The organism is Serratia fonticola, from assembly GCF_001006005.1.
Taxonomy (GTDB): domain Bacteria; phylum Pseudomonadota; class Gammaproteobacteria; order Enterobacterales; family Enterobacteriaceae; genus Chania; species Chania fonticola.
In genome coordinates this window covers 3827135-3853228 of record NZ_CP011254.1, presented here as the reverse complement: position 1 = coordinate 3853228, position 26094 = coordinate 3827135, and the positions used below count along the sequence as shown (strand labels likewise).

Genomic DNA, 26094 nt, shown 5'->3' with positions numbered 1-26094 from the left:
CCCCAATGACCAGATCCTGACACTGTCTAATTATTCTACTAACATAGATTACCCGCACCCAGTGCGGATTTAATGTTGAAATCCCCTCCCTCAGCGTCCATCATTCTCAATGCGGCATAAGCCGTCGAACTAAAAGGTGAAATTAGGCGTATGGAATGGATCGCAGATCCAACAATTTGGGCCGGCTTGGCCACCCTGGTTGTACTGGAAATCGTACTGGGCATTGACAACCTGATCTTTATCGCCATTTTGGCGGAGAAATTACCTAAAAAACAACGTGATAAAGCCCGCATTGTCGGTCTTTTACTGGCGTTGGTGATGCGCCTGGCGCTGCTTGCCTCGATATCCTGGCTAGCCACCCTGACCAAACCGCTGTTTGTGGCCATGGGGCACGCTTTCAGTGGCCGCGACCTGATAATGCTGGTCGGGGGTATCTTCCTGCTGTTTAAAGCCACCATGGAGCTGAACGAGCGGCTGGAGGGTAAAGACGAAGAACACCATGGGTCACGCAAAGGAGCGCGTTTCTGGCCGGTGGTCGCGCAGATTGTGGTGTTGGATGCCGTCTTCTCGCTGGATTCGGTGATCACCGCCGTCGGGATGGTCGATCATCTGGCCGTGATGATGATCGCAGTATGTATCGCCATTGGTTTGATGTTGCTGGCCAGCAAACCGCTCACGCGCTTTGTGAATGCCCACCCCACCATTGTTATTCTGTGCCTCAGCTTCTTGCTGATGATTGGTTTCAGCCTGGTGGCCGAAGGCTTTGGCTATGCCATTCCGAAGGGCTATCTCTACGCAGCGATCGGTTTCTCGGTGATGATCGAAGCCTTGAACCAGTTTGCCCAATTTAACCGCCGCCGTTTCCTTTCCAAGGTGCGGCCTTTGCGTGAACGTACCGCAGAAGCCGTATTGCGCATGTTAAGCGGTAAGCATGAAGAGGCCGAGATCGACAGCCATTCGGCACATCTGCTGGCAGACAGCTATAACGAGAATGGTGAAATCTTCAACCAGCAGGAACGCCATATGATCGAGCGGGTGCTGGGCATGGCACAGCGCACCGTCAGCAGTATCATGACTTCGCGGCACGATGTGGAATACCTTGGGCTTAACGGTCCGCTGGATAAATTGACGCAGCTGTTGGAGAAAAACCAGCATACGCGCATCGTGGTAACCGAAAATAGCGCCAGCGATGAGCCATTAGGAGTGATCCACACCATTGATGTGCTGAAACAACAGTTGCAGCAATCACCGCTGGATCTGCGGGCCTTGGTGCGCCAGCCGCTGATCTTCCCGGAGCAGTTAACGTTGCTGTCTGCGTTGGAGCAGTTCCGCCAGGCCAAAACCCACTTTGCGTTTGTAGTGGATGAGTTTGGTTCGGTCGAAGGTGTGGTGACGTTAACCGACGTGATGGAAACCATCGCTGGTAATCTGCCTGAGGCCGATGAAGAGGTTGATGCACGCCATGATATCCAACAAACCAGCGAAGGTTACTGGATTGCCAATGGCCATATGCCACTGGAAGATCTGGTGCTGTATGTACCACTGCCGATAGAAGAAAAGCGGGAATATCATACCTTGGCAGGCTTGCTGATGGAGCATTGCCAGCGCATTCCACGCGAAGGGGAACAGCTGAAGATTGGCGACTATCTTTTTGAACCATTGGAAATCAATAGCCACCGCATCGTGAAGGTGAAGATCACGACGTTAGTGACACCTAACGAAGAGTAGCCCAATACCGGGCAATAACCCAGAGTGCCCGGTATTATTTATAAGTGAATTCGTTATAATAATTATGAAAATAAAAATCCATCTAAAGACTAAAAATTGACAAGAGGCAAGTAATATGAAAGAAAGAAGAAATTTTTTACGCAGCGCCCTACTTTCTTTAATAGCGGCCCCAAGCCTTATCAATGCAAAAAAAAACAGCAGTGACCTTCAAACAGATACCAGTGACAAAGTGAATCCATCAGAAAAAACCATTAAAAAAGAACACTTTAGCACTGATAGTGTTAATGTTAAAGATTTCGGAGCGGTCGGAGATTGGGACCCAATAACATCTACAGGGCATGACGACACAATCGCATTCCAAAAAGCTATCGATTATGCACAAAAAAACCAACTGCCTCTCAAAATACCCAAGGCGAGGTATGCTGTTTCAAAGATTACATTCTCAAGCATTTATAACTACATAATTTGCGACGGAGCAAGAATATATGGAATATCGAAAAAAAAGGTAGACTGTATAATATCTTTTTACAACTCAAGAGAAACAATTCTAACAGGTTCCGTAATTATAACCAGTGATGGTGACAAGATTGATAGTACATATCATAATAATTATGAATGCGCATTGCGAATCCACTCAGAAACATCCAGCAAAAACAAATCTCAAATGATGTGGTTTGACAACATCATGATATCTAACTTTAAAAATGGACTTGTCATTGGGAATAGTTTTGGGGTTTCGGAGCAACCATACCTACCGCAATCGGAAATTTGGTTCACAGCGTTCCAAACGCGTGGAGTTTTAAGACCAATATATTGTAATGCATCTAATAGCATAACTTATTTTGATAAGTCTCTAATTCTCTCACAAAAAAATGAAGCATCTGATTCCTGGTGGGATGATGAAGTCGGCTGGTGTGTAAGATGCGATGTAGGTACTTTGGTTTTCTCTAATTGTGAACTTCAGAGAGCCAGCCGCAAGGGATATTGCATTTATGGTAAGGATATGTTTTTTTTCTCAGGAATCCATGAATATAGCTGTTCCAACTATATAACCGGCACCGTTGAAATAAAAAATATCGTTAATGGCTTTTTTGGAAGCGGTGGTGTAACACCTTTTATAATTAGCGAAAAAGCATCTGGCCGATTATTGTTAGATGATATAAGAGTACGCAGATCTAATAAGGTCTCCCAAAATGACTATACAAACCTTATTGAGTGTCACTCACACAACTTCTCGTTAGATATTATAAACTGTTTATTTCATGAGTTCTCACTGGACTTAGTCAGCGGAAATGGATGGTTTATACGCGGGGGTAATTTAAACATAAGGAACTCAAGACTAAGCAATGAAACCATAGAGAAAGCAATAATCAATTTAAATAACAGCGTCAACATACTTAACTCCGTTGATCCTACAGGGTTTAGCATTAAGGATAATAAAAAAATAGATGAATCAGGATGGTTTGTCACAGAAAAAACAAAAAATTCCAATTTCGAGGTGAGTAGCTCTACATTATTTAACGGGACCCAACAGTCATACTCTCTGTCCTCGGAAGAAGGAATGATTACTATAACAAGTAAAGAGTTTAAAATTATTAATAACGAATTTATTTTAGAATTAGATATTTACTTCAACCAATCTTCTTTAACGAATGGTACACTAGTTATATCTATGCGGCTATTTGATTTCAGAATGAACGAAATCACACCTAAACTAATACTGATAAAGAAAGAATCAAAAGACATAAATTTAAATGAAAACACAACCAAGATTAGAGTTTTCGGAAAAAAAAACACTACAGCTTTTTATGCTAAGATCGTGATTGAAACTCATAATTTTAACATTTTAAACTTTACGAATATAAAAATTCTTCAATAATTTACGAATGGAAGAGAAAAAATTCTAACTGCTATTCCTCTTCCATTCTATGAATCTAATTTCAGTGCACAGGCACCAACAACTCAGTAGCCACAATCACCACCACCAGCCCGACAATCACCGGTACCGAGGTGCGTTTCACCACTTCGAACGGTGAGATTTTTGCCATACCGGAAACCGCTACCACTACACCAGAAACCGGCGAGAGCGTACGGCCCAGGTTGGAAGCCTGCAGCATCGGGATCACCAGGTAAGCCGGGTTAACCCCCATCTGTGCCGCCAGTTTCGGGATCAGCTCAACAAACGCATAGAACGGCGCATTACCAGAGCCGGTCGTCATCGCCGCCAGCATGGTGATCACTACCAGAACCAGCATCATGATGATACCGCCGGTGCCAAATGACTGTGCCAGGCTGATCAAGCCGCTGATGAAGCCAACGGTGCTCAAGCCTTGGGCAAACACCCCTGCCGCGACCAACAGCATCACCACGCTGGCAAACGCATCGGCCATGCCACGGTAAGCCACTTCTAAACCGGCAAACACCGTTTTGGCATTGAAGCTGCGTATAAACTCGATCACCGCGGCCATGAACATACAAATCACCAATACGGTAATGATGTGCAGCTCCGGCCCCCATTTACCATCAAAGACCAGTACCCCCAGGATCGGGGTAAACGGCAAGATGGCGTAAAAACCGGGCGCATTGGTAGTGATTTCACTCACGTCCATGATGTGATGCTGTTCGTTGGCTTTACGGTCGAGGTAGCGCTGCCAGAAGAAGTGGGCAATCGCCATACAGACAATGGCGGCGATGGAGATAGGCAGCGTGGTTTTGAAGGCGAAATCCACCAGCGGCATTTCGGCCGCCTTGGCTGCCAGCACCACATCACCCGAAGTAGGCGAAAGGATAATGGCTGCAGGAGAAGCACAGATAGCCGCCGCCGCACCGCGGCTGATCCCCACGTTAACCATCAGCGGGAACAGCGTTGCCATCAGTAGCACGCCCAGCCCTGTCGCCGAAGAGACGGCCAGTGACATCAGGCAGGCAACAAAGTAGGCCGCAATCATCAGCAAATACGGGGAGTTGATCATCTGCAGTGGGCGGGAAGCCAGCTTGACCACCACGTCATTGGCGCCAATGTGCGTCATATAGGCGGCAAAGCCACACAGCATCATGATCATCATGCCGAGATCGCCACCGCGGCTCATCAGCAGGATTTTGACATATTCGAAAATATCGGTGGCGCGCCAGCCGGTCGAAGTCGCACTGGCGGGCAGCAGATTTTTGCCCATAAATGCACTCACCGCCAGCAGCACCAGGCCGCCAACCATTAACACCCCGGTGGCAGAATAGCCCTTGATGATGTAACGGCCAACGAACACCGCCACCAAGGCTCCTATCAGAAGTTCCATTGTTATCCCTCGATTTAATTATTTTATTTCAGCTCATCGCCCGATAGCAGCCGAATAACGCCACACTCTGCCGAAAATCAGTACAGGATATTATGACATTCATCAATGTTGCGGGGGGAAACTATCAACAAATCGTGAAATTCCAAGCCAGGTCGCTTTGGCGATAGCCTTCCACCTGTCGGGTAGATACCGGAAACTGCAGCCAGACAGCCCAGAGTAAGCCAACTGACCATCCAGTCGAATAATAATTGATTTAATTTCAATAAATTAAATGACTCATCGCTCCCCTATCTTGCATACAGCCGACATAACATTGTGATCATGATCTGAATTTGTAGAATCTTTACGCCAGATGTTAACGATGTGTGAGTTTGATCAAACAAATGTTTTCTCCAGTTTGGTTATATGATCGCCAATGTTCACGTTGTCATTTTTGGTAAATCGTTCAAATTTGTTCATAAGATAATGAATGATATAACTTAAATAAGCATTATCCTTTTTATTTCACTAAAAATGACAACGTCAACATTGGTTTCGTATCGCTATCTAGCATGATAATGGAGAGGAAAATGAGTCAGTTACCCGAAAAGATGAGCGCGGTAGTTTGCCATGGCCCGCAGGATTACCGGTTTGAACAAGTCCCTACCCCACTACCTAAAGCCAAGGAGTTGGTGATCAAGGTCGAAGGTTGCGGGATCTGTGCCGGCGATTGTAAGTGTAAAAATGGTGCCCAGATGTTTTGGGGTGAAAACCCTTGGGTAAAACCGCCGGTAGTGCCCGGCCACGAATTCTACGGCCGCATTGTTGCCATGGGAGAAGGCACAGAGCAGAAGTACAAGATTGGCGAACGCGTCATTGCCGAACAGATCGTGCCCTGCTGGGAGTGCCGTTATTGTAAGTCCGGCAGCTATTGGATGTGCGAAACGCACAATATCTACGGCTTCCAAAAGGACGTGGCCGAGGGAGGAATGTCGGAATACATGCGTTTTTCCGCTAATGCCATCGTGCACAAGATCCCGGAAAGCCTCAGCCATGAAGATGCCGTGCTGATCGAGCCGATGGCCTGTGCCATCCACACCGTTGCCCGTGGGGATATCCAGTTAGACGACGTTGTGGTGCTGGCCGGTGCTGGGCCGTTGGGTCTGTGTATGGTGCAGGTTGCCAAGTTGAAAACACCGAAAAAGCTGATCGTGATTGATGCCATCGACGAACGTTTAGAGCTGGCAAAAGCGTTCGGTGCCGACGTGGTCATCAACCCGCTCAAGGAAGATGCCGATAAAATCGTCAAGGCATTAACCGACGGCTACGGTTGTGATGTTTACATCGAAGCAACCGGCGCACCGATCGGCGTGACCCAAGGATTGCAGATGATCCGTAAGCTCGGCCGCTTTGTCGAGTTCAGCGTGTTTGGCAAGGAAACCACCGTAGACTGGTCCATTATCGGCGATCGCAAAGAGTTGGATATTCGCGGTGCGCACCTGGCACCTTACAGCTATGAAATTGCCATCGATCTTTTTGAACGCGGTCTGGTGACCTCCAAAGGCGTGGTGACCCACAGTTATTCACTAAAAGAGTGGGATCAGGCATTCGCCCTGGCCGATTCAACGGATTCCATCAAGGTTATTTTAGTTCCTTAATATTGAGTGATTAGTTTTAAGCAAACAATGATAACGCCCTTTGATGGCGAGGCCGACCTCTGGCCGATAACCACCTAATTATTATAAATAACACTGAAAGAAAAATACCGCCCCTACAACAGGAGAATAAACTATGTTTTCATTATTCAAGAAAACCTTACCCGTGATGCTCGCCGGCGGCATGCTGCTGGCCAGCCAATCGGCATTAGCCAAACAGATCACCATTGGCGTTTCATTCCAGGAAATGAATAACGACTATTTTGTCTCCATGAAACAGGCATTAGAGCAGGCCGCCGGTGATATTGGCGCCAAGCTGTATATTGCGGATGCCCATCATGACGTCTCAAAGCAGATTAATGATGTGGAAGATATGCTGCAAAAGAAAGTCGATATTTTACTGATTAACCCTACAGATTCGGTTGGCGTGCAGTCGGCAGTGATCTCGGCCCACAAGGCCGGAGCGGTGGTCGTGGCGATCGATGCCCAGGCCGAAGGCCCGTTGGATTCCTTTGTCGGTTCGGAAAACTATGATGCCGGTTTCCAGGCAGGTGAATACCTGGCCAAATCCCTGGGCAACAAAGGCAAAGTGGCGATCCTGGACGGTATCCCGGTGGTGCCGATCCTGGAACGCGTCCGTGGTTTTGAAGACGCCATTAAAAAGCACCCGGAAATGAAGATTGTCACCAAGCAGAACGGCAAGCAAGAGCGTGATACCGCACTGACCGTAACCGAAAACATGCTGCAATCCACTCCCGATCTGGCCGGTATCTTTAGCGTCAACGACGTAGGTGCCCTGGGCGCATTGGCAGCCATTGAGAGTAACGGTGCCAAGGTCAAGTTGGTCAGCGTCGATGGCCAGCCTGAAGCGATTAAGGAGATCCTGAAACCGAACTCGCCGTTTATCGCCACCTCCGCCCAGTTCCCACGCGACCAGGCACGTATTGCCTTGGGGATTGCTCTGGCCCGCTACTGGGGTGCCAACGTGCCAAGCACAATTCCGGTGAAAGTAAAGCTGATCGACAGCAGCAACGCCAAAGGCTTTAGCTGGTAAACACCCGGCCTCGAGTTTGATGACCACGCGGCAATGCTGCTGAATGTGTAGTTTGCCTCAAACCAACGCATTGATTATCAAAGCGGGCGCAGAATACGGCGCCCCTACAACACAACGAGCCGGTTGAGGTTTGTACCCGCCCCATTTCACAACGGTGGGTATAAAACCCGAAGGAGTTAACCGTGACGGCGTTATTAGAATTAAAACAGATCAAGAAGTCCTTTCCGGGCGTGAAGGCATTGGACGGTATTGACCTCACCATTCAACACGGCCAAATACACGCCTTGCTAGGGGAAAACGGAGCCGGTAAATCGACGTTGGTGAAAATCCTGTGTGGTATTCACCAACCGGACTCTGGCGAAATAATCATGGAGGGTACCAGCCGCCAGTTTGATAATTATCGGCAGGCCATTAACGCCGGAGTGGGGATCATATTTCAGGAATTCTCGCTTATTCCTTATATGAACGCTCTGGACAATATTTTCCTCAACCGGGAAATCAGGAACCGCTGGGGATTATTAGATCGAAAAGCGATGCGCAAGAAAGCCGAAGCTATTTTCAAGCGGCTGACGGTGAATATCGATCTGGATTGCCCGGTGGCGCAGTTGAGCGTGGCGCAGCAGCAGTTTGTCGAGATTGCCAAGGCGCTGTCGCTGGACGCCCGCATACTGGTGCTGGATGAGCCTACCGCCACCTTGACGCCGGGCGAAGCCGATCACCTGTTCAGCGTAATGAACGATCTGAAACTGCTGGGCGTCGGCATGATTTTCATCTCACACCACCTGGATGAAATCTTCACTATCTGCGACCAGATCACCGTCTTGCGCGACGGCACCTATGTGCAAACGCTGCCCACGGCCGACACCAACGTGGATGAACTGGTCAAGCTGATGGTCGGGCGCAAAATCGAAAATGCCTTCCCGGTGAAATCGCACCCTGTCGATACCTCGGTTCGCTTGCTGGAAGCCAGCATTCAGCGCTCCAAGCATCAGCAGGAAGATCGCTTCCACTTGTTCAAAGGCGAGATCCTGGGATTTGCCGGATTAGTGGGCTCGGGCCGTACCGAGACGGTCTCTGCGCTGATCGGTGCCAGCGCCTGCTATCGCAAGCAGGTCAGCCTTAGTGGGCAACCAACCACCCTGCGGAACCCGGCTTTGGCATTGAAGCAAGGCATTGGCCTACTGCCGGAAAGCCGTAAAACCGAAGGGTTGGTGCTGCCTTTTTCCGTAGCACAAAACATCACCCTCAACCGCCACGAGCGGTTCGGCAAGATATTCGTTAACGCCCGCAAGGACGACGATATCGTTCAGCGCCTGATCCGCGCGGTAGGCGTGAAAACCCCGGACGCGGATACCGCCGTCAGCACCCTGAGCGGCGGCAACCAGCAAAAAGTGGTCATTGCCCGCTGGCTGAACAATGACTGCAACATCCTTATTTTTGATGAGCCTACCCGTGGCATTGACGTCGGCGCCAAATCCGAAATCTATCAGCTGATGCAACAGCTCACGCAGAAAGGCATTTCTATCATCATGATTTCATCCGAATTACCGGAAATTATCGGCGTTTGCGATCGCGTGCTGGTGTTCCGTGGCGGCCACATTGTTGCCGAATTGGCAGGGGATGAAATCGAATCTCATAACATCATGCTTCATGCAACCGGGAGTGCATTATGATCGGAATTGAACAATCCCCACCTACCCACGCGGCCCAGAAGCAGAGCCTCGGCAAGCGCTGGGAGAAGTTGCTGCACCACCCCGCGATGCTGCCTTTTATCGGCTTCGCCATTCTGTTCCTGCTGATGAGCGGGCTTAATGACAGCTTCCTGACGGTCAACAACCTGACCAACGTGGCACGCCAGGTGTCGATCAACGCCATTATTGCCGTGGGCATGACCTGCGCAATCCTGACTGGGGGCATCGATCTCTCGGTCGGGCCGGTGATGGCACTGTCCGGTTCCATTGCCGCTGGCCTGATGCTGGGAGGGATCCCTATTCCTCTGGCGATGGTCGCCGCGTTGGCGATCGGCGCCCTGTTTGGCCTGGCCAACGGTGCCTGCATTGCCTATCTGCGCATGCCGCCGATTATCGTCACCCTCGCCTCAATGGGGATCGCTCGTGGTTTAGCACTGCTGTACACCGGCGGCTACCCGATTTCTGGCTTGCCGGACATGTTCTCCTTCTTCGGCCGCGGTTCCGTATTAGGTATTCAAGTACCGGTGCTGATCATGGTCGGCGTTTATATTCTGGCCTACCTGATGCTTAACCACCTGCCGTTTGGCCGCTATGTCTACGCCATTGGCGGCAACGAAGAAGCCGCGCGCCTGAGCGGGATCCGCGTGCCCCGTTACAAAGTCCTGGTGTATGTGGTGAGCGGAACGACCGCCGCACTGGCTGGGTTGGTACTCACTTCACGCCTGATGAGCGGGCAGCCCAACGCCGGTGAAGGTTTTGAACTGGATGCCATCGCCGCCGTAGTGCTTGGTGGGGCCGCCATCTCAGGAGGCAGAGGCGCCATTATCGGCACGCTGGTAGGAGCCATGATGCTTGGCGTACTGAATAACGGCCTCAACCTGATGAGCGTGTCGCCTTACATCCAGAACGTGGTCAAGGGCGGCATTATCCTCGCCGCTATCTACCTCAGTTCCAGCCGCCGTAAATAAGCTAAGGAGAACCGATATGGGATATTTTCTGGGCATTGATATTGGCGGCACGCTGATCAAGGCAGGTCTATACCGAGCTAACGGTGAAGAAATTGCCGTAGCGGAGTGTGATGGGGAAACTGTTTCCCCACAACCCGGTTTCTCTGAGCGCGAGATGGAACCCTTGTGGCGTGACCTTTGCCAGACCATTCGTCAGGTACTCAACCTAGCGGATATAACCGGCGATCGGGTGCGTGGCGTAAGCTTCTCATCACACGGCAAAGGGCTATATGCGATTGATAAAAAGGGCCAGCCGGTCCGCAACGGCATCGTTTCTTCGGATACTCGTGCCGGGGCGATGGTGGTTGAGTTACAGCAGCAAGGTATTGAAGCCGTCACCTACCCCCGTAGCCTGCAACCCATTTGGAACAGCCATCCGGCAGTGCTGTTACGTTGGTTGAAACAGCATGAGCCCGCGCAATATGAGGCGATTGATCGAGTGTTGATGGCTCATGACTACCTGCGCTTTCGCCTGACGGGTGAAGCAACGGCGGAGATCACCAACATCTCCGGCAGCAACCTGTTCAACCAGCAAACGGCCGACTACGACCCAGTGTTGATGGCGGCATTCGGCATTGAGGAAGTGGCCGACAAAACCGCGCCACTGCTAGGTTCCGCCGAGCTTGCCGGGCAAGTGACCTCTACTGCTGCCGCCCAATGCGGATTACCGGCAGGAACGGCGGTGTATGGCGGCCTGTTTGATGTGGTTGGCGCGGCCTTGTGCTCGGGAGTGGTCGACGATCGCACCCTGAGCGCCGTGGCGGGTACCTGGTCGATCGCTACCTGCGTAACGGAGAACCTGATCCCCTCCTCCCATCCTTTTGCCTGGGGGCGTTATTGCATGGAGGGCCGCTACTTTGTTCACGAAGGCAGCCCAACCTCGGCGAGCAATCTGGCCTGGTTCTTACGGCAGTTTTGCGACAACGATCATCAGCGTTATGCGCAGTTCAACCGTTGGGTACAAGAACGCAGCAAGCAGCCGAGCGACATCACATTCCTGCCGTACCTGTTCGGCTCCAACCTCGGTAGCAATCTGCCGGGCGGGCTGATTGGCCTGGGCGGGCACCATGACATGGCCGATATCGTGCATGCGATCTATCAAGGCATCGTGTTCTCTCATCTGGTTCATCAGGATCGTCTGGTGGCGCTAAATCCACGCGTAGAGCGTATTCGCATGACCGGCGGCCCCACACAGTCCGACGTCTGGATGCAGATGTTTGCCAACGCCGGTAATTTGCCGCTGGAGGTGGTGAATATCCAGCAAAGTGGCTGCCGTGCCGCAGCGATCTGTGCCGCCGTGGGTGCCGGGGAGTACAGCAGCTTTACCGAGGCCGTGCTGGTTATTCAGCCTGAAGTACATACCTATTACCCCGACGCGGCGGCTAACCGACGCTTACGCGATCGCTTTGCGGGCTACCTGAATATCGCCCAAGCATTAAATGAGGCCAACCAGCATGCAAACCACTAATAACGTCTCGCTTGGGCTGTACGAAAAAGCCTTGCCAGCGGATCTTGATTGGGCACAACGCCTGGGTATCGCCAGCGAACTGGGCTTCCAGTTTATGGAGATCTCCATTGATGAGCAGCCGGAGCGTCAGCAGCGCCTGGACTGGGATCGTCAGCAGCGGCTGGCGCTGATCAACGCCCGTTTTGACAGTGGCATCACGGTGCCCAGCATGTGCTTATCCGCCCATCGTCGTTATCCGTTTGGCAGCAACGACGCCGCCATCCGCCAACAGGCGCGCACGTTGATGGAAAAGGCGTTGGATTTCGCCGTCGACGTCGGGATCAGGAATATTCAGCTAGCGGGTTATGACGTCTATTACGAAACTGCCGATCGCCATACACGCCAGCGTTTTATCGAAGGTATGCAATGGGCGGTAGAGCTGGCGGCCAAGGCACAGGTGATGCTGTCCGTGGAGATCATGGATACCACCTTTATCAACAGCATCAGCAAATGGCGCGAATTTGCCAGGCAGATTGAAAGCCCGTGGTTTACCGTCTATCCCGATATCGGCAACCTCAGCGCCTGGGGCAATGACGTCGATTTTGAGCTGGAGCAAGGCATCGACAAGATCACCGCCATCCATTTAAAAGATACTTTGCCAGTGCTGCCTGGCACCACAGGGCAATTCCGCGATGTGCCTTTCGGCAGCGGCTGCGTGGACTTTGCCCATACCTTTGCCGTGTTGAACCGGCTCAACTATCGCGGCCCATTCCTGCTGGAAATGTGGACGCGCAACGATGGCCAGGATATCCAGCATATCACCCAGGCCAAGAGCTGGATCGAGCAGCAGATGAAACAGGGAGGCATCACATGTTAAGCGAGTTGAAACAGCAGGTATTGGCGGCCAATCTCAGCCTGCCGGGTTATGGTTTGGTGACCTTTACCTGGGGTAACGTGTCGGCGATCGATCGCCAGCAGGGGCTGGTGGTGATCAAGCCTTCGGGGATCGCCTATGAGGTAATGACGGTGGATGACCTAGTGGTGGTGGATTTGGACGGAGTTATCCAAGAAGGGCAGCGTAAACCGTCCTCGGATACCGATACTCATTTGGCGCTGTATCGCGCCTTTCCCGCTATCGGCGGCATCGTTCATACCCACAGCCGTAATGCCACCATCTGGGCACAGGCTGGCCAGGCGATCCCGGCCCTGGGAACCACCCATGCCGACTATTTTTATGGCGACATTCCCTGTACCCGCCCCATGCGTGAAGACGAGATTGCTGGCGACTATGAGCGGGAAACTGGCCAGGTGATTATCGAGACGTTCCAACAGGCGAAGCGCGATCCGCAACAGGTGCCGGGGGTGTTGGTCTATTCTCATGGGCCGTTCGCCTGGGGAAAAACGGCGGCGGATGCGGTGCATAATGCGGTGGTGATGGAGGAAGTGGCAGCAATGGCGATGGCTACGCGGCAATTGACTCCGACGATCCCACCCATGCAACCCGCGCTGCTGGATAAGCACTTTTTACGCAAGCACGGTAAAAATGCTTACTATGGGCAGTAATGGGGTGGATTAGCCTGATATTTCAGCGAATTACCCCTCACCCTAACCCTCACCCACAGGGAGAGGGGACCGAACGTGCCACTGATTAATCTAGGGTGTCTACTTTGGCTAGACCAGAACATAAGCCCCTGCTCGGCACCAATTAGGCCACAGACAACCCTCTGAACCTGATTGGCTACCCCTTTGGGATGCCACAGATTAGCTTTCGCACCCAATAACATCACTGGAGCAGCTCCCTCTCCCTGTGGGAGAGGGTTGGGGTGAGGGGCCACATCACTCGACAAGCAACATCCCGGTAAAGAATTCCCGCCTCAATGGCTGATCGCTGTGATTATTTTTAATCGCATTAAACAATAACTCCGCCGCGATTTCCCCTAACACCTGCGTATCGTGATAAACCCCGGCAATATGCTGCCCATAATCCCGCGCCTTGGGCGGTTCATCGATCGAGAAAAATTTCACCCGATGGTAAATACCCAACTGATGGCATAAAGAAATTGCACCCAATGTGATAATACCGTTGAGGCCAACAATATAATCTGGTTGATGCTGTTCATCGGCAAGATATTCTTTTACCCGTGCCGCCTGCGAAATAAAATCATAGTCGCCATGGATAATGGTGATTTTACTCCCCTTCTCATCCAGAGCATCAATAATCCCCTGGGTTCGTGCCAAGGTAATTTCCGAGTCGGCCGGGCCGCCCAGGATCAGGATATTACTTTCCGGCTGCTCGGCCAGATATTTCCCGGCCAGTTTGCCTATCTCTTGGTTGTTGAGGAACACGCCACTAAGCTGTTGATTATAAATGTCCCTGTCGATCAGGATCAGCGGAGTATGATAGCGTTCGGCCTGATCAAGGTAGGCGGGTTGATAGTGCCGATCGTCGCGTACGGCAGAAAGCAAAATGCCCCGCGCCTTATAACCGAACAGCGCCTGTACCGCCTGCATTTCAGCCTCTTCGCTGCCGTCGGTATCAAACAGCATAATCTGATAGCCCTGCATGCGGGCAATGCGCGATACGGTTTGGATCAGGTTGGAATAAAAAGGGTTATACATGCTGCTGGTAACAATGCCGATAATTTGGCTGCTGCTTTTCTTTAATCCCTGAGCGAAAGCATTGGGAACATAATTAAGCTCTTTGGCAATAGCATGAATTTTCTCTAGCGTTTCAGACTTTACCAGTTCGGGTTTATTAAAAGCACGGGAGACAGTGATATTGGTCACGTTGGCTCGGCGGGCAATATCCACAATGGTGGCATTAGAATTCGCTTTTGACACCGTCAATCCTTGCTTTATTCATTAACAGATCCCTTATTGTAGGGAAGCCATCAGCAGTATGCCAGATGAATATCAAAGGTATCGATTTTGTCATTTGGGGGGCAAACCCGCGCTCACCATAACCTAAAGAGAGCGCGGCCAGTGTTTGATAAGGTTTACAGCTTATCGAGCAGCTTTTTCAGATCCTGGCCATCCTGGGAGCCTTTATTCTTCTCCGCCCACTTGTTCAAGGCGTCTTTGGCACGATCCTGCAGCTTTTTACGCAATAGCTGATCGACCTGTAGCTGATAATTGAGCTGATCCCAAGGGCCATAGACACGCAGTGGGATCGGCGTTTCGCGCAGTTGTGCGATTAACGCATTGTTGCCCTGCCAACCCCCAGTTACCAGTACGTTCATGGTTAAATCGCACTGTTTGCCAGGCATATTAAGCGTACCGCTACCGGTCAGGCTCATCACCGGCGACTCTGCCTGTAACTCGCTGAGCGTGATCTGCCCCTTGCTCAAGCTGGCCTTGGCGCTCATTTGTTGCACCGCGGTGTAGCGCTGGTTGTTATCCTCACCACGCACGCTACTGTCATTACGCGCCACGGCTTGCTGGATAAGCTGTTGAATATTCAAACCATGAAGTTGCGCATTCTGCATGGACAGCTCCGCCGTTCCTTGCCAGCGATGTTCGAAAGCCTTGGCATTGAGACGGTCGCCGCTCAAATCGCCCTGCATGTTGAACGTGCCGGTCAACGCCGATGGCATGTCGAAGGCCTTGAGTACCTCGCCCAGCTCAATTTGCCGTAACTGTGGCTGCAGTTTAATCAGCGGCTTATCAGTTCGCGCATCCATCGAACCAGGCAGGGAGAAATCACCACTGGCCAACTTGCCAGACAGCGTAGTCACCGTCATTAATCCCTGTTGGTTGCTTGCCTGCACCGCCAGCTGATTAATCGACATCCCACGGTAGGTAACCTGGTCCGCCTTCAGCTTGAGTTGCGCGTTGAAGTCACGTAACACCTGTAAATTCTGTTGCGGATCGTCCGCCTGATTGGCAATCACCGGGGATGCAGTCACCGGCGGCGGCAGCTTCTCCTCATCAGGGGTTTTTGTCTGCCAGCCCGAGAGTGCATCCAGATTGAGTTGTGTGGCACTGAGATCCAAGGTGTAAGCAGGCACTGGTCCGAACTGCGCGCTAGCACTCCCAGTCAACTGGCTATCATTGGCACTGAGCATCAGTTGGCTCAAGACAATCTGCTGAGAAGCCTGCTGATAAACCGCCTGTACGCTCCCTTCCCCCTTGATGGCACCGGCAAGAATATCTGCGCCCTCAAGCTGGTAGCTAAACTGCGTGACCTGCGCGCCTATCTGGCGGGGAAACTGTTGCAGATCGAGATTGGCCGCCAGGTTGAAGCTCAGATCGCGTTGGTCGCGATTCACCCTGCTGGAAAGCTCTATCTGCGCCTGATGCTTGTCATTCTGCTGCAGGGTCAGATTGATATCGCGAACGTTAATCTGCTCGTTGTTGGCTCGCTGCCAGATCAGCAGGCTGTCTACCACCCGCAGGTTGTCGATATCAAATTTCCACAGGGATCCCGAGCCATCATCTGCCTGGTTACCACCAGGGGCGATAGGGGCATCGGGCTGGTTTTGTTCTGCGCTGTCGGGGGTCAGGCGGATGACGGCATTTTTCAGCATCACCTGCTTAACGTAAAGCTGGTGGGAGAGAAGCGGCAGCAGTTTGACGTCCAGACGCATATTATCTGCGCTGACCGCCGGAGCCGCTGCCCCTGGCGCCGTCAGCGTCATTCGCCCGGCAAGAATGCTCAACTGTGGCCAGACGTGCCAACGAAGGTCGCCTTCCAGCGTCAGATGATAGCCGCTGCTCTGCTCAACCTTCTTGATCATATAGCCGCGGAAATCATTCGGATTAACCAACAGCACCAAGGCAGACATCCCTGCCACCAGCACCACCAGCAAAATCACCAAAGTCGTCAGTAGTCTTCTCATGCCATCCTCGTGTCAGCGTAATACCGGTTCGCTGTTAATCCTTGTCAATACGACTGGCCACGGCCCCTTGCTGATCCCTGTATTTCGCGTCCTGGCGGCTATTGTATGGCCGTGCCGCAGGCCCGGAAAGCGGTTCAAAACTCAGCGCACCGATCAACATGCCAGGGCGTAATGCCAACGGCAGCTTACCTGAATTATAGAACTCCAGCACAATGCAGCCTTGCCAGCCTGGATCGATACGGTGTGCGGTAACGTGCACCATCAATCCCAGGCGGGCTAACGAAGAGCGGCCATCGAGCCAGCCAACCAGATCGTTAGGGATGGTAACCGACTCCAGCGTCACCGCCAGCGCCAGTTCACCTGGATGAAGGAAGAAGGCTTCGCCTTCCGGCAGCACGATTTCATCGCTCATTACGCGGTCGAGGGCGGCGCTCACTTCATCCTTTGGGCCACTGAGATCGATAAAGGCAGCGGTATGACCACGGAACACACGGAACTGATTGCCCAGACGGACATCCACTGTGGCCCCGTTAATACGCTCAATGGGAGGACGCGGTGAAATCACCAGTTTTCCGTTATCCAGCCAGGCTTCGATATCGCGGTCGCACAGTCTCATTATTTTCTCCATTCCATCAAGGCGCATAAACTTATACGAAAATTGCCACACAACGGGCTCAAGGTCTATGTCAGGGCTCAAATAGTTCGCTAAAGGCCAGCAAAAACAGGCTGGCCTGTTAATGAGTTATTCAAAGAATTGGCTGATTTTTGCCTTCAGGATATCTATCGCGATACGGTTTTTACCCCCGCGCGGTACGATAATATCGGCGTATTGCTTTGAAGGCTCAATAAACTGCAGGAACATTGGGCGGACGGTTTTCTGGTACTGCGCCATCACGGAATCCATGGAGCGGCCACGCTCATTCACGTCGCGCTTCATACGGCGCATCAGGCAAATATCCAGCGGGGTATCGACGAAGATCGAGAAGTTCATTTCCTGGCGCAGGCGGATATCCGTCAATAACAGGATCCCTTCCAGGATGATGACTTTCTTGGGCTCGAGATGGATCGTCTCTTTCTTACGCGTATGTTCGGTGTAGCTATACAGCGGCAGCTCAATCGCCTGGCCGGATTTCAGCATTTGCAGATGCTGGAACAGCAGATTGTGATCCATGGCGCTGGGGTGGTCATAGTTGGTTTTGACCCGCTCTTCCATGGTCAGGTGCGTCTGGTCTTTGTAGTAACTGTCTTCCGGGATCACACCGATATGTTGATCGCCAACCTGATCGCGAAGTTCGCGGTATAACGTACTGGCAATAAGGCTTTTTCCGGAGGCTGATGCGCCAGCTATACCAATAATGACGCACTGATGCGACTTGTCAGTCATAAAATTAAAGACCTGATTTCATATGTGGGGAAAGGGGGTATAAAACAGGTCAATTATAGGGAGTTAGTGCTCCCGGCGCCAGCGTTTAGACGGTAAGGCGGGAGATTATCCCCACAAACCGGCGTAATTGACATGCAGAGTATCTTTTGCCGCGGGATTTAAGATTTTTTACGCTACTGCAAATCGGCGACTCAGGGTACAATTCACGCCATCATCAAGACCGTCTTCGATCCTATTTCTTAGAGTACAACCGCACATGAACTGGCATTTTCTGACTTTTTTTGGTGACAGCATGCTGCTGCTGCCCTGCGCAGCCATCGTCTTTATTATTTTACTCCTGTCCCCTACCAGCAGAAAACCAACCTGGCAATGGATGCTATTGTTTGGCGGCGTGGGTGCCGTAGTTTGCGTATCGAAGCTGGCGTTTATGGGTTGGGGCATCGGCAGCCGCCACTGGGATTTTACCGGGTTCAGTGGCCACTCGGCCCTGTCTGCCAGTATCTGGCCGGTTTTGCTGTGGTTGCTCTGTGGGCGTTTCTCGTCGCCAGTAAGACGCACCGCGGTGATCGTCGGTTATCTGTTGGCCGCCGTAGTCGGTTATTCACGTTTGGTGATCCACGCCCATTCCACTTCTGAGGTGATCACCGGCCTGGCACTCGGCTTTATCGTCAGCAGCACCTTCTTAATACTACAACGTGGCACGCAGCCACCGCGGCTGTCCTACCGCAAAATCGCCGTTACGCTGGCGCTGCCCCTTGTCCTGATCAATTCCGGCACTGCGGCACCGACCCAGGGGTTACTGGAAAGGATTGCCGTGACTATTGCGCCGGTAGAAAAACCTTTTGTCCGGGCTGATTTGCACAAAAAACCACAGGTTTCAGCACCTCAGAGTCGTTAATGACCCCTCACCCTAACCCTCTCCCACAGGGCTGAGGAATCCCCAGAAAAATTTAGACGAGAAATAGGCTGTTTTTTACCCAAAACCGGACTAAAAAATAGCCTCAAGCAGACGAGAAGAAGTGGTTCGTCATTCTCTCACTGCCAATTTACGAACAAAATGGAACGGATTGATCGTAAAACACTCGCTCTAATTCTCTGAAACCACTAAGAAAAAATTAGTGGGGATTCCTCAGCCCACAGGGAGAGGGAACCGATCGAGTTAGGTTGAAAGTGTAGTGATTCCTCATCAGTACCAGCTGACTGACCCTGTTCATCCTGGTTAAAGTGACGGTCGAGCTGCCTGATCACCTTATTACTTCCAAAAGAGCAGGGGCTATCAGCTCCCTCTCCCTGTGGGAGAGGGTTGGGGTGAGGGGCAGACGAGAGCACTAAACTAACAATTTAATGCAGGGCAATCACAGAGCGCGGAAGGAGATCTCGGTAGGGATGGCTTCCCCCTGCCAATACATCTGAGCCGCAACGCGCCCCGCCAGTTGACGGTACATCTCGGCAAACTCGCTGTCCGGGCGGCTGACCACGGTCGGTTGCCCGCGATCCAGATCTTCCCGCAACGAGATATGCAACGGCATCTGCCCCAACAGGCGGCTATGGTATTTCTGCACCAGTTTCTCTGCCCCACCAGTGCCGAAAATTGGCTCGTGGTGACCACAGTTGCTGCACACATGCATGCTCATGTTTTCAACGATGCCCAATACTGGCACATGCACCTTTTCGAACATCACAATGCCTTTGGCGGCATCAAGCAGGGCGATATCCTGTGGTGTCGTTACCACCAGCGCACCGGTCACCGGGATATTCTGCGACAGGGTCAGTTGGATATCCCCTGTCCCCGGCGGCATATCCAGCACCAGATAATCCAGATCCGGCCACAGCGTATCCTGCAACAGTTGCAGCAGCGCCTTGCTGGCCATCGGCCCGCGCCACACCATGGCGTTGTCGTCGGTCACCAGGTAGCCGATAGAGTTGGTCGCTAAACCGTGCGCCATGATCGGAGCCATATGCTGGCCGTCCGGCGAGGTTGGGCGTTCATGTTCAGTCCCCAGCATGTTGGGGATCGACGGGCCATAAATGTCCGCATCCAGGATCCCCACTTTGGCACCTTCGGCGATCAGTGCCAGCGCCAGGTTGACTGCGGTGCTGGATTTCCCCACCCCGCCTTTGCCTGAGCTGACGGCAATTATGTTACGCACTCCCTTCACACCGGCCTGGTCATTGGCACGTTTCAAGGTGGTGATATCGTGTTTCAGCTTCCATTCGATAGCCTGAACGCCGGTCACGCGCAGCAGTTCGGCGCTTACCGACTCTTTCAGCGCCTCAAACCCGCTTTGCCAGGCAAACGGCATGACCAATTCGATATGCAGGACATTGTCCAGCAGCGTGCAGTGGTGGATGGCTTTCAGTGCGGTCAGATTGTTTTTTAACGTCGGGTGTTCGAAGGCGGCCAATACTCCGGTCACCAGGGCGCGCAGAACTTCAGGGTTGGTCTGCTCAGGGGATTTGGCGTTCATCCCGGCTCCTTGATTTTGAATGGATAGCAACCTGATAAGCATATCAGAACTGCAGGGTAACTCGCTCGTATAACCCGAAAGAAACCGCCCTAGCAGCAGAGAGCGCGATCGGGTAACATCAAAGACCCTTTTCACTCATTAAAGAAAGCAACTTTTCATTATGGCTCAAGTCGCGAAAAAATTATTGGTGACGTGCGCGCTACCGTACGCAAATGGTTCCATCCATCTCGGCCACATGCTCGAGCACATCCAGGCAGATATCTGGGTTCGTTACCAACGAATGCGCGGCAACGAAGTTCATTTCATCTGTGCGGATGACGCGCACGGTACGCCAATCATGCTCAAAGCGCAGCAGATGGGTATCCCGCCGGAAGAGATGATCGCGGAAATGAGCCGCGAGCACCAACAGGATTTCGCCGGTTTTGGCATCAGCTATGAGAATTATCATTCGACCCATAGCGAAGAAAACCGTGAACTGTCAGGTGTGATCTATGGCCGCTTGAAAGAGAACGGTCATATCAAGCGACGCACCATTTCTCAGCTTTACGATCCCGAGAAAGGCATGTTCCTGCCGGATCGTTTTGTGAAGGGCACCTGCCCGAAATGTAAATCTCCGGATCAATATGGCGATAACTGCGAAGTTTGTGGCGCAACCTACAGCCCAACCGAGCTGATCGACCCTAAATCCGTGGTTTCCGGCGCTACCCCGGAAATGCGTGATTCTGAGCACTATTTCTTCGACCTGCCTGCTTTCAGCGACATGCTGCAAGCCTGGACACGCTCCGGCGCGCTGCAAGAGCAGGTGGCAAACAAGATGCAGGAATGGTTCGAATCCGGCCTGCAACAGTGGGATATCTCCCGTGATGCACCGTATTTCGGCTTCGAAATTCCGGATGCCCCAGGCAAATATTTCTACGTCTGGCTGGATGCGCCAATCGGTTACATGGGCTCGTTCAAGAACCTGTGCGACAAGCGCGGCGATCTGGATTTTGACGAGTTCTGGCGTAAAAACTCCACTACCGAGCTGTATCACTTCATCGGTAAGGATATCGTCTACTTCCACAGCCTGTTCTGGCCGGCAATGTTGGAAGGCAGTGATTTCCGCAAGCCAACCAGCCTGTTTGTGCACGGCTATGTGACGGTGAACGGCGCCAAGATGTCCAAGTCGCGCGGCACCTTCATTAAAGCTGGTACCTACCTCAAGCACCTGGATGCCGATTGCCTGCGTTATTACTACGCCGCCAAGCTCTCTTCACGCATCGACGATATCGACCTGAATCTGGAAGACTTCGTGCAGCGCGTGAATGCGGATATCGTGAACAAAGTGGTCAACCTGGCTTCCCGTAACGCTGGCTTTATCAACAAGCGTTTTGCCGGGCAGTTAGCCGATCACCTGGCCGACCCTGCGCTGTACCAGACCTTTGTTGATGCTGCCACCAGCATTGCGCAGGCCTATGCCAGCCGTGAAACCAGCCGGGCGATCCGCGAGATCATGGCGCTGGCCGATCTGGCCAACCGCTATGTCGATGAGCAGGCTCCTTGGGTCGTAGCGAAAGAAGAAGGCCGCGACGCCGATCTGCAAGCTATCTGTTCGATGGGCATCAACCTGTTCCGCGTGCTGATGACCTACCTGAAGCCGGTACTGCCTGCGTTGACCGAACGTGCCGAAGCGTTCCTCAACTGCGAACTGAGCTGGGATGGCATTGAGCAGCCGCTGCTGGGCCATCAGGTGAGCACCTTCAAGGCGTTGTTCAACCGTATCGATCTCGACAAAGTGAATGAAATGGTAAATGCATCAAAAGAAGATCTGGCCGCCAGCCAGAAGGTTGTCAGCGGCCCGCTGGCGGACGATCCGATCCAGGACACCATCAGCTTTGACGATTTTGCCAAGGTCGATATGCGCATCGCGCTGATCAAGAGCGCCGAGTTTGTTGAAGGCTCCGACAAGCTGCTGAAGCTGCAGTTGGATCTGGGCGGTGAATCACGCCAGATCTTCTCCGGTATTCGCTCTGCCTACCCTGATCCTTCACTGCTGGAAGGGCGTTTGACGATTATGGTGGCCAACCTGGCACCGCGTAAAATGCGCTTTGGCGTTTCCGAAGGGATGGTGATGGCGGCTGGCCCTGGCGGCAAGGAGATCTTCCTGCTCAGCCCGGACAGCGGCGCACAGCCTGGCATGCAGGTTAAGTAAGCTTTTGTAATATCGAGCAAAGTCCCCTCACCCTAACCCTCTCCCACAGGGAGAGGGGACTGATCGAGTTCGTTGATTTTCCTGAGTAATACCCAGCCTTTCTTCTTACTCCTTACTTTCCGAAGCCGCACGGACTAACTATACGCTCCGGACAACTCCGTCGCCCTCAAGGGGACTGATCGAGTTCGTTGATTTCTCTGAGTCATACCCAACCTTTCTTCTTATTCATTTCTTTCCGAAGCAGCACGGGCTAACTATATGCTCCGGGCAGCTCCCTCGCCCTACGGGAGAGGGTTGGGGTGAGGGGTATCTCAGAAGCCAGAATGAGGGGACATACGACCCTGCAGATGCCATAAAATCACCTGTCTCACGCCCTCCCAATTAAGTAAAACCTCATCATTCCAAAAACGAATCACGGTAAAACCTTGCTGCTTTAGAAAATGGGTACGCTGCTGATCATAAGCCACCTGCACCGAATGCTGGCCGCCATCCAGCTCAACAATCAGCCTCGCCTGCCAACACGCAAAATCGGCAAAGAAAGGCCCAACCGGAAATTGTCGCCGAAACTTAAACCCCGCCAAGCGGCGATCGCGCAGCTGCAGCCACAAGGCTAGTTCTGCCTCGGTCATATCAGATCTTAAACGGCGTGCCTTAATCAGCGTGATTGCACTCTTCATCAGCCAAGATTACCGCCACCAGCACCGTCGATCTCCCGGCTCCTGCCAAAACTGCGCACCCCATCCAAACCAATCGTTATAACACCTGAGAAAAATTCATAAGCCGGTGGATTCCCAATTGCCAGGCATCTGGTTATGATGCTGCATTGCATAAAATAGACGTCCAGACGGAAAGATATCTAAAACATCCAATTTTGCCGGGAACTCTTCACCTGCTTCGGAGCCAATCATGAAAACAATAAAGACCTCACTGCTCGCCCTCAGCCTGCTAACCAGCCTGCCCCTGCTGGCCGCTGAAGCCACGCTTGCCCCCGTTCCTGACGCTATTGCCCAGCATCAAGGGCAGATCCGCGTGGCGGTGATCCGTAACCTGGGTTCCGATGACAACACCACCCAGTTTTTGGCCGGAGCAATCCAGGAGGGGCGCAAGCTCGGTTTCAAGGTCGATACCTTTCTGAGCAACGGCGATGACGCGCGTTTTCAGGACTTCGTCAACCAGGCCATCAGCCAGAAGTATGACGGCATCATTCTTTCTCAAGGCCGCGCGCCCTATTCCACCGATCTGGTTAAGCGCATCGCTGCGGCAGGTATCGCGGTGTCGGCCTTTGATACCGACGTTAGCGGCGAGATCCCCGGCGTCACCGTTTCCCAACAGGATGATGCCTCGCTGGCCAATGAATCCTTCGGCCAGTTGATTAAAGACTTCGACGGCAAGGCCAACATTATCAAGCTGTGGGTTGCTGGCTTCCCGCCGATGGAGCGCCGCCAGGCCGCTTACCAGCAGTTGCTCAAGCAAAATCCGGGCATTCATGAGTTGGAATCGATCGGGGCGGTTTCCTCCGACGTCCAGGGCGATACCGCCAATAAAGTCGGTGCGGTGCTGGCCAAATACCCGAAAGGCAAAATCGACGCCATCTGGGGCACCTGGGATGCCTTCAGCCAGGGAGCCTATAAGGCGCTGCAAGAAAATGGCCGCACCGAGATCAAGCTCTACAGCATCGATATCTCCAACCAGGATCTGCAACTGATGCGCGAAGCTGGTAGCCCGTGGAAGGTCAGCGTCGCGGTAGATACCAAGCTGATCGGGGCCGTCAACCTGCGCCTGATTGCCAACAAGCTGGCGGGCGAGCCAACGCCTGCCACCTATCAGTTTAAAGCCGCCGCCATCCCGCAGGCCTTGCTGGTCAGCCAGACCGGTCCAATCAACGTAGCCTCGCTGGGTAAAATTATTCCAGGCTGGGGCAGCAGCGAGGACTTCATCCAACCCTGGTTTGCCACCCTGCAGGCCAAATCCGGTAAATAATGCTGTTTTACCTAGGGGCTACAGACGTAGCCTCTTTTTTTTAAACAATTTTTCCGTTCGCCCCTTCTCTGCACCACAAAATAAGCTACTGTAGTTGCACTGGCGTAATAACTGTATGCATCAACAGGTTTGGTTATGAAGGGATTCCCCCCACTGATTAAAATATTGCTGGCAAGTTCGCTGGTGCTGACCATTGGCCGTGGCGTCACGCTGCCCTTTATCACCATTTACCTGACCGAGCACTTCCACCTGCTGCCGAAAAGCGTGGGCATTATCTTGGGCGTCAGCCTGACTATCGGCATCATCAGCAGCTTTTATGGCGGCTATCTGGTCGATCGCTTTAATAAAAATCCGCTGATCCTGCTCGCCATCCTGCTATTTTCGCTGAGCTTTTTTGCTATCCCATGGGTCACGCACCCCGCTGGCGTTATCCTGGTGCTGGCCATCTTGCATACCGCCTATGCGGTGCTCAGCATCGCCATCAAGGCCTGCTTTGCCAGTTGGTTGCCGGTAAATCAGCGTATCAAGGCGTTCTCGATCAACTATACGCTGGTGAACGTTGGCTGGGCCGTCGGCTCATCGTTGGGTGTGATGGTAGCCGGTTACAGCCCACTGCTGCCTTTCTACCTGTCCGGTGGGTTGGCGTTACTGACTGTGATAACCCTGAGCTTCCGCCTGCGCAGCTATCCATCGCCACCGATAGAAGACACTGGCAACACTCCACCGTCGGTTCTCAACTTCCGCCAGACGTTGAAGGTGCTACGCGGCGATCGGCGGCTGATTTATTTCACCCTTGGCAGCACGTTAGGCGCGGTGGTGTTTGGCCAATTTACCGGCTATCTGTCGCAGTATCTGATCATCGTTAGCGATGCCGAATTTGCTTACAAAGTGATTGGCGTGGTGATGATCGTCAACGCCTGCATCGTCATCGCCCTGCAGTATCTGCTGAGCCGCGGTATGCGCCAGGACAACATGCTGCGCTGGCTGATGCTGGGCACGCTGTTCTTCGTCCTGGGGCTGATCGGCTTTATGCTGGCAGGCCTTTCGATATGGCTATGGGTGCTGGCCATGGCGATTTTCACCCTGGGGGAAATCATCGTCATTCCGGTCGAATATATGTTTATCGACTTTATCGCCCCGCCTCACCTGAAAGGCAGCTATTACGGCGTGCAGAGCCTGAGTAATCTGGGAGGTGCCATCAACCCGGTGATGTGCGGTTTCCTGCTGAGCTATGCGCCACCGCCGGTCATGTTCCTGGTGTTGATCGCCGCTGCGTTGTTCAGCCTGCTGTTCTTTTTCCTCGGCCATCGTTTGGCGGAACAGCAAAAGCCGCTTGCCAGCCTGAGCAACACGGAATAGCCTGGCCCGCTACACTTAAG

At 52.5% G+C, this 26094-nt stretch carries 20 protein-coding genes; 13 read left to right on the top strand and 7 right to left on the bottom strand.

Annotated elements, in window-relative coordinates; all coding sequences use genetic code 11:
• The first annotated feature begins 150 nt into the window (after positions 1 to 150).
• Positions 151 to 1728, top strand: coding sequence for a TerC family protein (locus WN53_RS17175; RefSeq protein WP_024484878.1), 1578 nt, complete (start codon positions 151 to 153; stop codon positions 1726 to 1728).
• A gap of 115 nt (positions 1729 to 1843) precedes the next feature.
• Entirely contained in the window at positions 1844 to 3607 is a 1764-nt protein-coding gene (locus tag WN53_RS17170) for a hypothetical protein (RefSeq protein WP_046808125.1), read from the top strand.
• Between the two features lie 61 nt (positions 3608 to 3668).
• Here WN53_RS17170 and dcuC read toward each other — a convergent pair whose 3' ends face one another.
• Positions 3669 to 5021: an anaerobic C4-dicarboxylate transporter DcuC gene (dcuC, locus tag WN53_RS17165; RefSeq protein ID WP_024484880.1), complete on the bottom strand. Its 1353-nt coding sequence runs from the start codon at positions 5019 to 5021 to the stop codon at positions 3669 to 3671.
• 569 nt (positions 5022 to 5590) lie between these two features.
• Here dcuC and WN53_RS17160 point away from each other — a divergent pair.
• The 7 genes from WN53_RS17160 to araD all read left to right on the top strand — a co-directional run bounded on the left by WN53_RS17160 (position 5591) and on the right by araD (position 13417).
• Positions 5591 to 6658 (top strand): zinc-binding dehydrogenase, encoded by a 1068-nt coding sequence (locus tag WN53_RS17160; protein WP_024484881.1) that lies wholly within the window; start codon positions 5591 to 5593, stop codon positions 6656 to 6658.
• Positions 6659 to 6791: 133 nt separating this feature from the next.
• Positions 6792 to 7709, top strand: coding sequence for an ABC transporter substrate-binding protein (locus tag WN53_RS17155; RefSeq protein ID WP_021180599.1), 918 nt, complete (start codon positions 6792 to 6794; stop codon positions 7707 to 7709).
• Positions 7710 to 7891: 182 nt separating this feature from the next.
• Positions 7892 to 9382 carry a sugar ABC transporter ATP-binding protein gene (locus WN53_RS17150; protein ID WP_024484882.1) on the top strand — a complete coding sequence of 497 codons (1491 nt, stop codon included), beginning with the start codon at positions 7892 to 7894 and terminating at the stop codon, positions 9380 to 9382.
• The gene (locus WN53_RS17145) at positions 9379 to 10368 is read left to right on the top strand and encodes an ABC transporter permease (RefSeq protein WP_021805043.1); all 990 of its coding nucleotides are present in this window, start codon (positions 9379 to 9381) and stop codon (positions 10366 to 10368) included. The genes WN53_RS17150 and WN53_RS17145 overlap by 4 nt, the downstream gene beginning before the upstream one ends.
• 16 nt (positions 10369 to 10384) lie before the next feature.
• On the top strand, positions 10385 to 11875 hold the full coding sequence (locus tag WN53_RS17140; protein WP_024484883.1) for an FGGY-family carbohydrate kinase: 1491 nt from the start codon (positions 10385 to 10387) through the stop codon (positions 11873 to 11875).
• Positions 11862 to 12731, top strand: coding sequence for an L-ribulose-5-phosphate 3-epimerase (locus tag WN53_RS17135; protein WP_024484884.1), 870 nt, complete (start codon positions 11862 to 11864; stop codon positions 12729 to 12731). Before WN53_RS17140 ends, WN53_RS17135 begins: the two co-directional genes overlap by 14 nt.
• Complete coding sequence (gene araD / locus WN53_RS17130; protein ID WP_024484885.1) at positions 12725 to 13417, top strand: L-ribulose-5-phosphate 4-epimerase; 693 nt, start codon at positions 12725 to 12727, stop codon at positions 13415 to 13417. Before WN53_RS17135 ends, araD begins: the two co-directional genes overlap by 7 nt.
• Before the next feature lie 273 nt (positions 13418 to 13690).
• On the opposite strand, the gene WN53_RS17125 is transcribed toward araD, so the two are convergent.
• From WN53_RS17125 to udk, 4 genes are all read right to left on the bottom strand, one after another.
• Positions 13691 to 14695, bottom strand: a complete 1005-nt coding sequence (locus WN53_RS17125) for a LacI family DNA-binding transcriptional regulator (RefSeq protein WP_024484886.1) — start codon at positions 14693 to 14695, stop codon at positions 13691 to 13693.
• Positions 14696 to 14850: 155 nt separating this feature from the next.
• Entirely contained in the window at positions 14851 to 16692 is a 1842-nt protein-coding gene (gene asmA, locus WN53_RS17120) for an outer membrane assembly protein AsmA (RefSeq protein WP_024484887.1), read from the bottom strand.
• Between the two features lie 34 nt (positions 16693 to 16726).
• Positions 16727 to 17308: a dCTP deaminase gene (gene dcd / locus WN53_RS17115; RefSeq protein ID WP_024484888.1), complete on the bottom strand. Its 582-nt coding sequence runs from the start codon at positions 17306 to 17308 to the stop codon at positions 16727 to 16729.
• Positions 17309 to 17434: 126 nt separating this feature from the next.
• Positions 17435 to 18076, bottom strand: a complete 642-nt coding sequence (udk, locus tag WN53_RS17110) for a uridine kinase (RefSeq protein WP_021180590.1) — start codon at positions 18074 to 18076, stop codon at positions 17435 to 17437.
• A 256-nt stretch (positions 18077 to 18332) separates the two neighbouring features.
• Between udk and WN53_RS17105 the strand changes: the two genes are divergently transcribed.
• The gene (locus WN53_RS17105) at positions 18333 to 18974 is read left to right on the top strand and encodes a phosphatase PAP2 family protein (protein ID WP_024486866.1); all 642 of its coding nucleotides are present in this window, start codon (positions 18333 to 18335) and stop codon (positions 18972 to 18974) included.
• Between the two features lie 457 nt (positions 18975 to 19431).
• Here WN53_RS17105 and apbC read toward each other — a convergent pair whose 3' ends face one another.
• Entirely contained in the window at positions 19432 to 20544 is a 1113-nt protein-coding gene (gene apbC, locus WN53_RS17100) for an iron-sulfur cluster carrier protein ApbC (protein ID WP_021805051.1), read from the bottom strand.
• Positions 20545 to 20704: 160 nt separating this feature from the next.
• Between apbC and metG the strand changes: the two genes are divergently transcribed.
• Complete coding sequence (gene metG, locus WN53_RS17095; protein ID WP_024486865.1) at positions 20705 to 22735, top strand: methionine--tRNA ligase; 2031 nt, start codon at positions 20705 to 20707, stop codon at positions 22733 to 22735.
• Positions 22736 to 23046: 311 nt separating this feature from the next.
• Here the strand turns inward: metG and WN53_RS17090 are convergent, their stop codons facing one another.
• The gene (locus WN53_RS17090) at positions 23047 to 23412 is read right to left on the bottom strand and encodes an endonuclease domain-containing protein (protein ID WP_037412849.1); all 366 of its coding nucleotides are present in this window, start codon (positions 23410 to 23412) and stop codon (positions 23047 to 23049) included.
• A 229-nt stretch (positions 23413 to 23641) separates the two neighbouring features.
• Between WN53_RS17090 and WN53_RS17085 the strand changes: the two genes are divergently transcribed.
• Together WN53_RS17085 and WN53_RS17080 are read left to right on the top strand one after the other, a co-directional pair.
• Positions 23642 to 24715: a sugar ABC transporter substrate-binding protein gene (locus tag WN53_RS17085; RefSeq protein ID WP_021805054.1), complete on the top strand. Its 1074-nt coding sequence runs from the start codon at positions 23642 to 23644 to the stop codon at positions 24713 to 24715.
• Between the two features lie 135 nt (positions 24716 to 24850).
• A complete protein-coding gene (locus WN53_RS17080; protein ID WP_024485742.1) occupies positions 24851 to 26074 on the top strand; it encodes an MFS transporter in 1224 nt (407 codons plus the stop codon).
• Positions 26075 to 26094 lie beyond the last annotated feature (20 nt).

Bases quoted from the DNA above. Each gene is read 5' to 3' on its own strand.
- WN53_RS17160 (WP_024484881.1), top strand. From the start codon at position 5,591: ATGAGTCAGTTACCCGAAAAGATGAGCGCGGTAGTTTGCCATGGCCCG.
- dcd (WP_024484888.1), bottom strand. From the start codon at position 17,308: ATGAGACTGTGCGACCGCGATATCGAAGCCTGGCTGGATAACGGAAAA.
- WN53_RS17085 (WP_021805054.1), top strand. From the start codon at position 23,642: ATGAAAACAATAAAGACCTCACTGCTCGCCCTCAGCCTGCTAACCAGC.
- WN53_RS17105 (WP_024486866.1), top strand. From the start codon at position 18,333: ATGAACTGGCATTTTCTGACTTTTTTTGGTGACAGCATGCTGCTGCTG.
- WN53_RS17090 (WP_037412849.1), bottom strand. From the start codon at position 23,412: ATGAAGAGTGCAATCACGCTGATTAAGGCACGCCGTTTAAGATCTGAT.
- WN53_RS17140 (WP_024484883.1), top strand. From the start codon at position 10,385: ATGGGATATTTTCTGGGCATTGATATTGGCGGCACGCTGATCAAGGCA.
- WN53_RS17155 (WP_021180599.1), top strand. From the start codon at position 6,792: ATGTTTTCATTATTCAAGAAAACCTTACCCGTGATGCTCGCCGGCGGC.
- metG (WP_024486865.1), top strand. From the start codon at position 20,705: ATGGCTCAAGTCGCGAAAAAATTATTGGTGACGTGCGCGCTACCGTAC.
- araD (WP_024484885.1), top strand. From the start codon at position 12,725: ATGTTAAGCGAGTTGAAACAGCAGGTATTGGCGGCCAATCTCAGCCTG.
- WN53_RS17175 (WP_024484878.1), top strand. From the start codon at position 151: ATGGAATGGATCGCAGATCCAACAATTTGGGCCGGCTTGGCCACCCTG.
- apbC (WP_021805051.1), bottom strand. From the start codon at position 20,544: ATGAACGCCAAATCCCCTGAGCAGACCAACCCTGAAGTTCTGCGCGCC.
- udk (WP_021180590.1), bottom strand. From the start codon at position 18,076: ATGACTGACAAGTCGCATCAGTGCGTCATTATTGGTATAGCTGGCGCA.
- WN53_RS17080 (WP_024485742.1), top strand. From the start codon at position 24,851: ATGAAGGGATTCCCCCCACTGATTAAAATATTGCTGGCAAGTTCGCTG.
- asmA (WP_024484887.1), bottom strand. From the start codon at position 16,692: ATGAGAAGACTACTGACGACTTTGGTGATTTTGCTGGTGGTGCTGGTG.
- WN53_RS17145 (WP_021805043.1), top strand. From the start codon at position 9,379: ATGATCGGAATTGAACAATCCCCACCTACCCACGCGGCCCAGAAGCAG.
- WN53_RS17170 (WP_046808125.1), top strand. From the start codon at position 1,844: ATGAAAGAAAGAAGAAATTTTTTACGCAGCGCCCTACTTTCTTTAATA.
- WN53_RS17135 (WP_024484884.1), top strand. From the start codon at position 11,862: ATGCAAACCACTAATAACGTCTCGCTTGGGCTGTACGAAAAAGCCTTG.
- dcuC (WP_024484880.1), bottom strand. From the start codon at position 5,021: ATGGAACTTCTGATAGGAGCCTTGGTGGCGGTGTTCGTTGGCCGTTAC.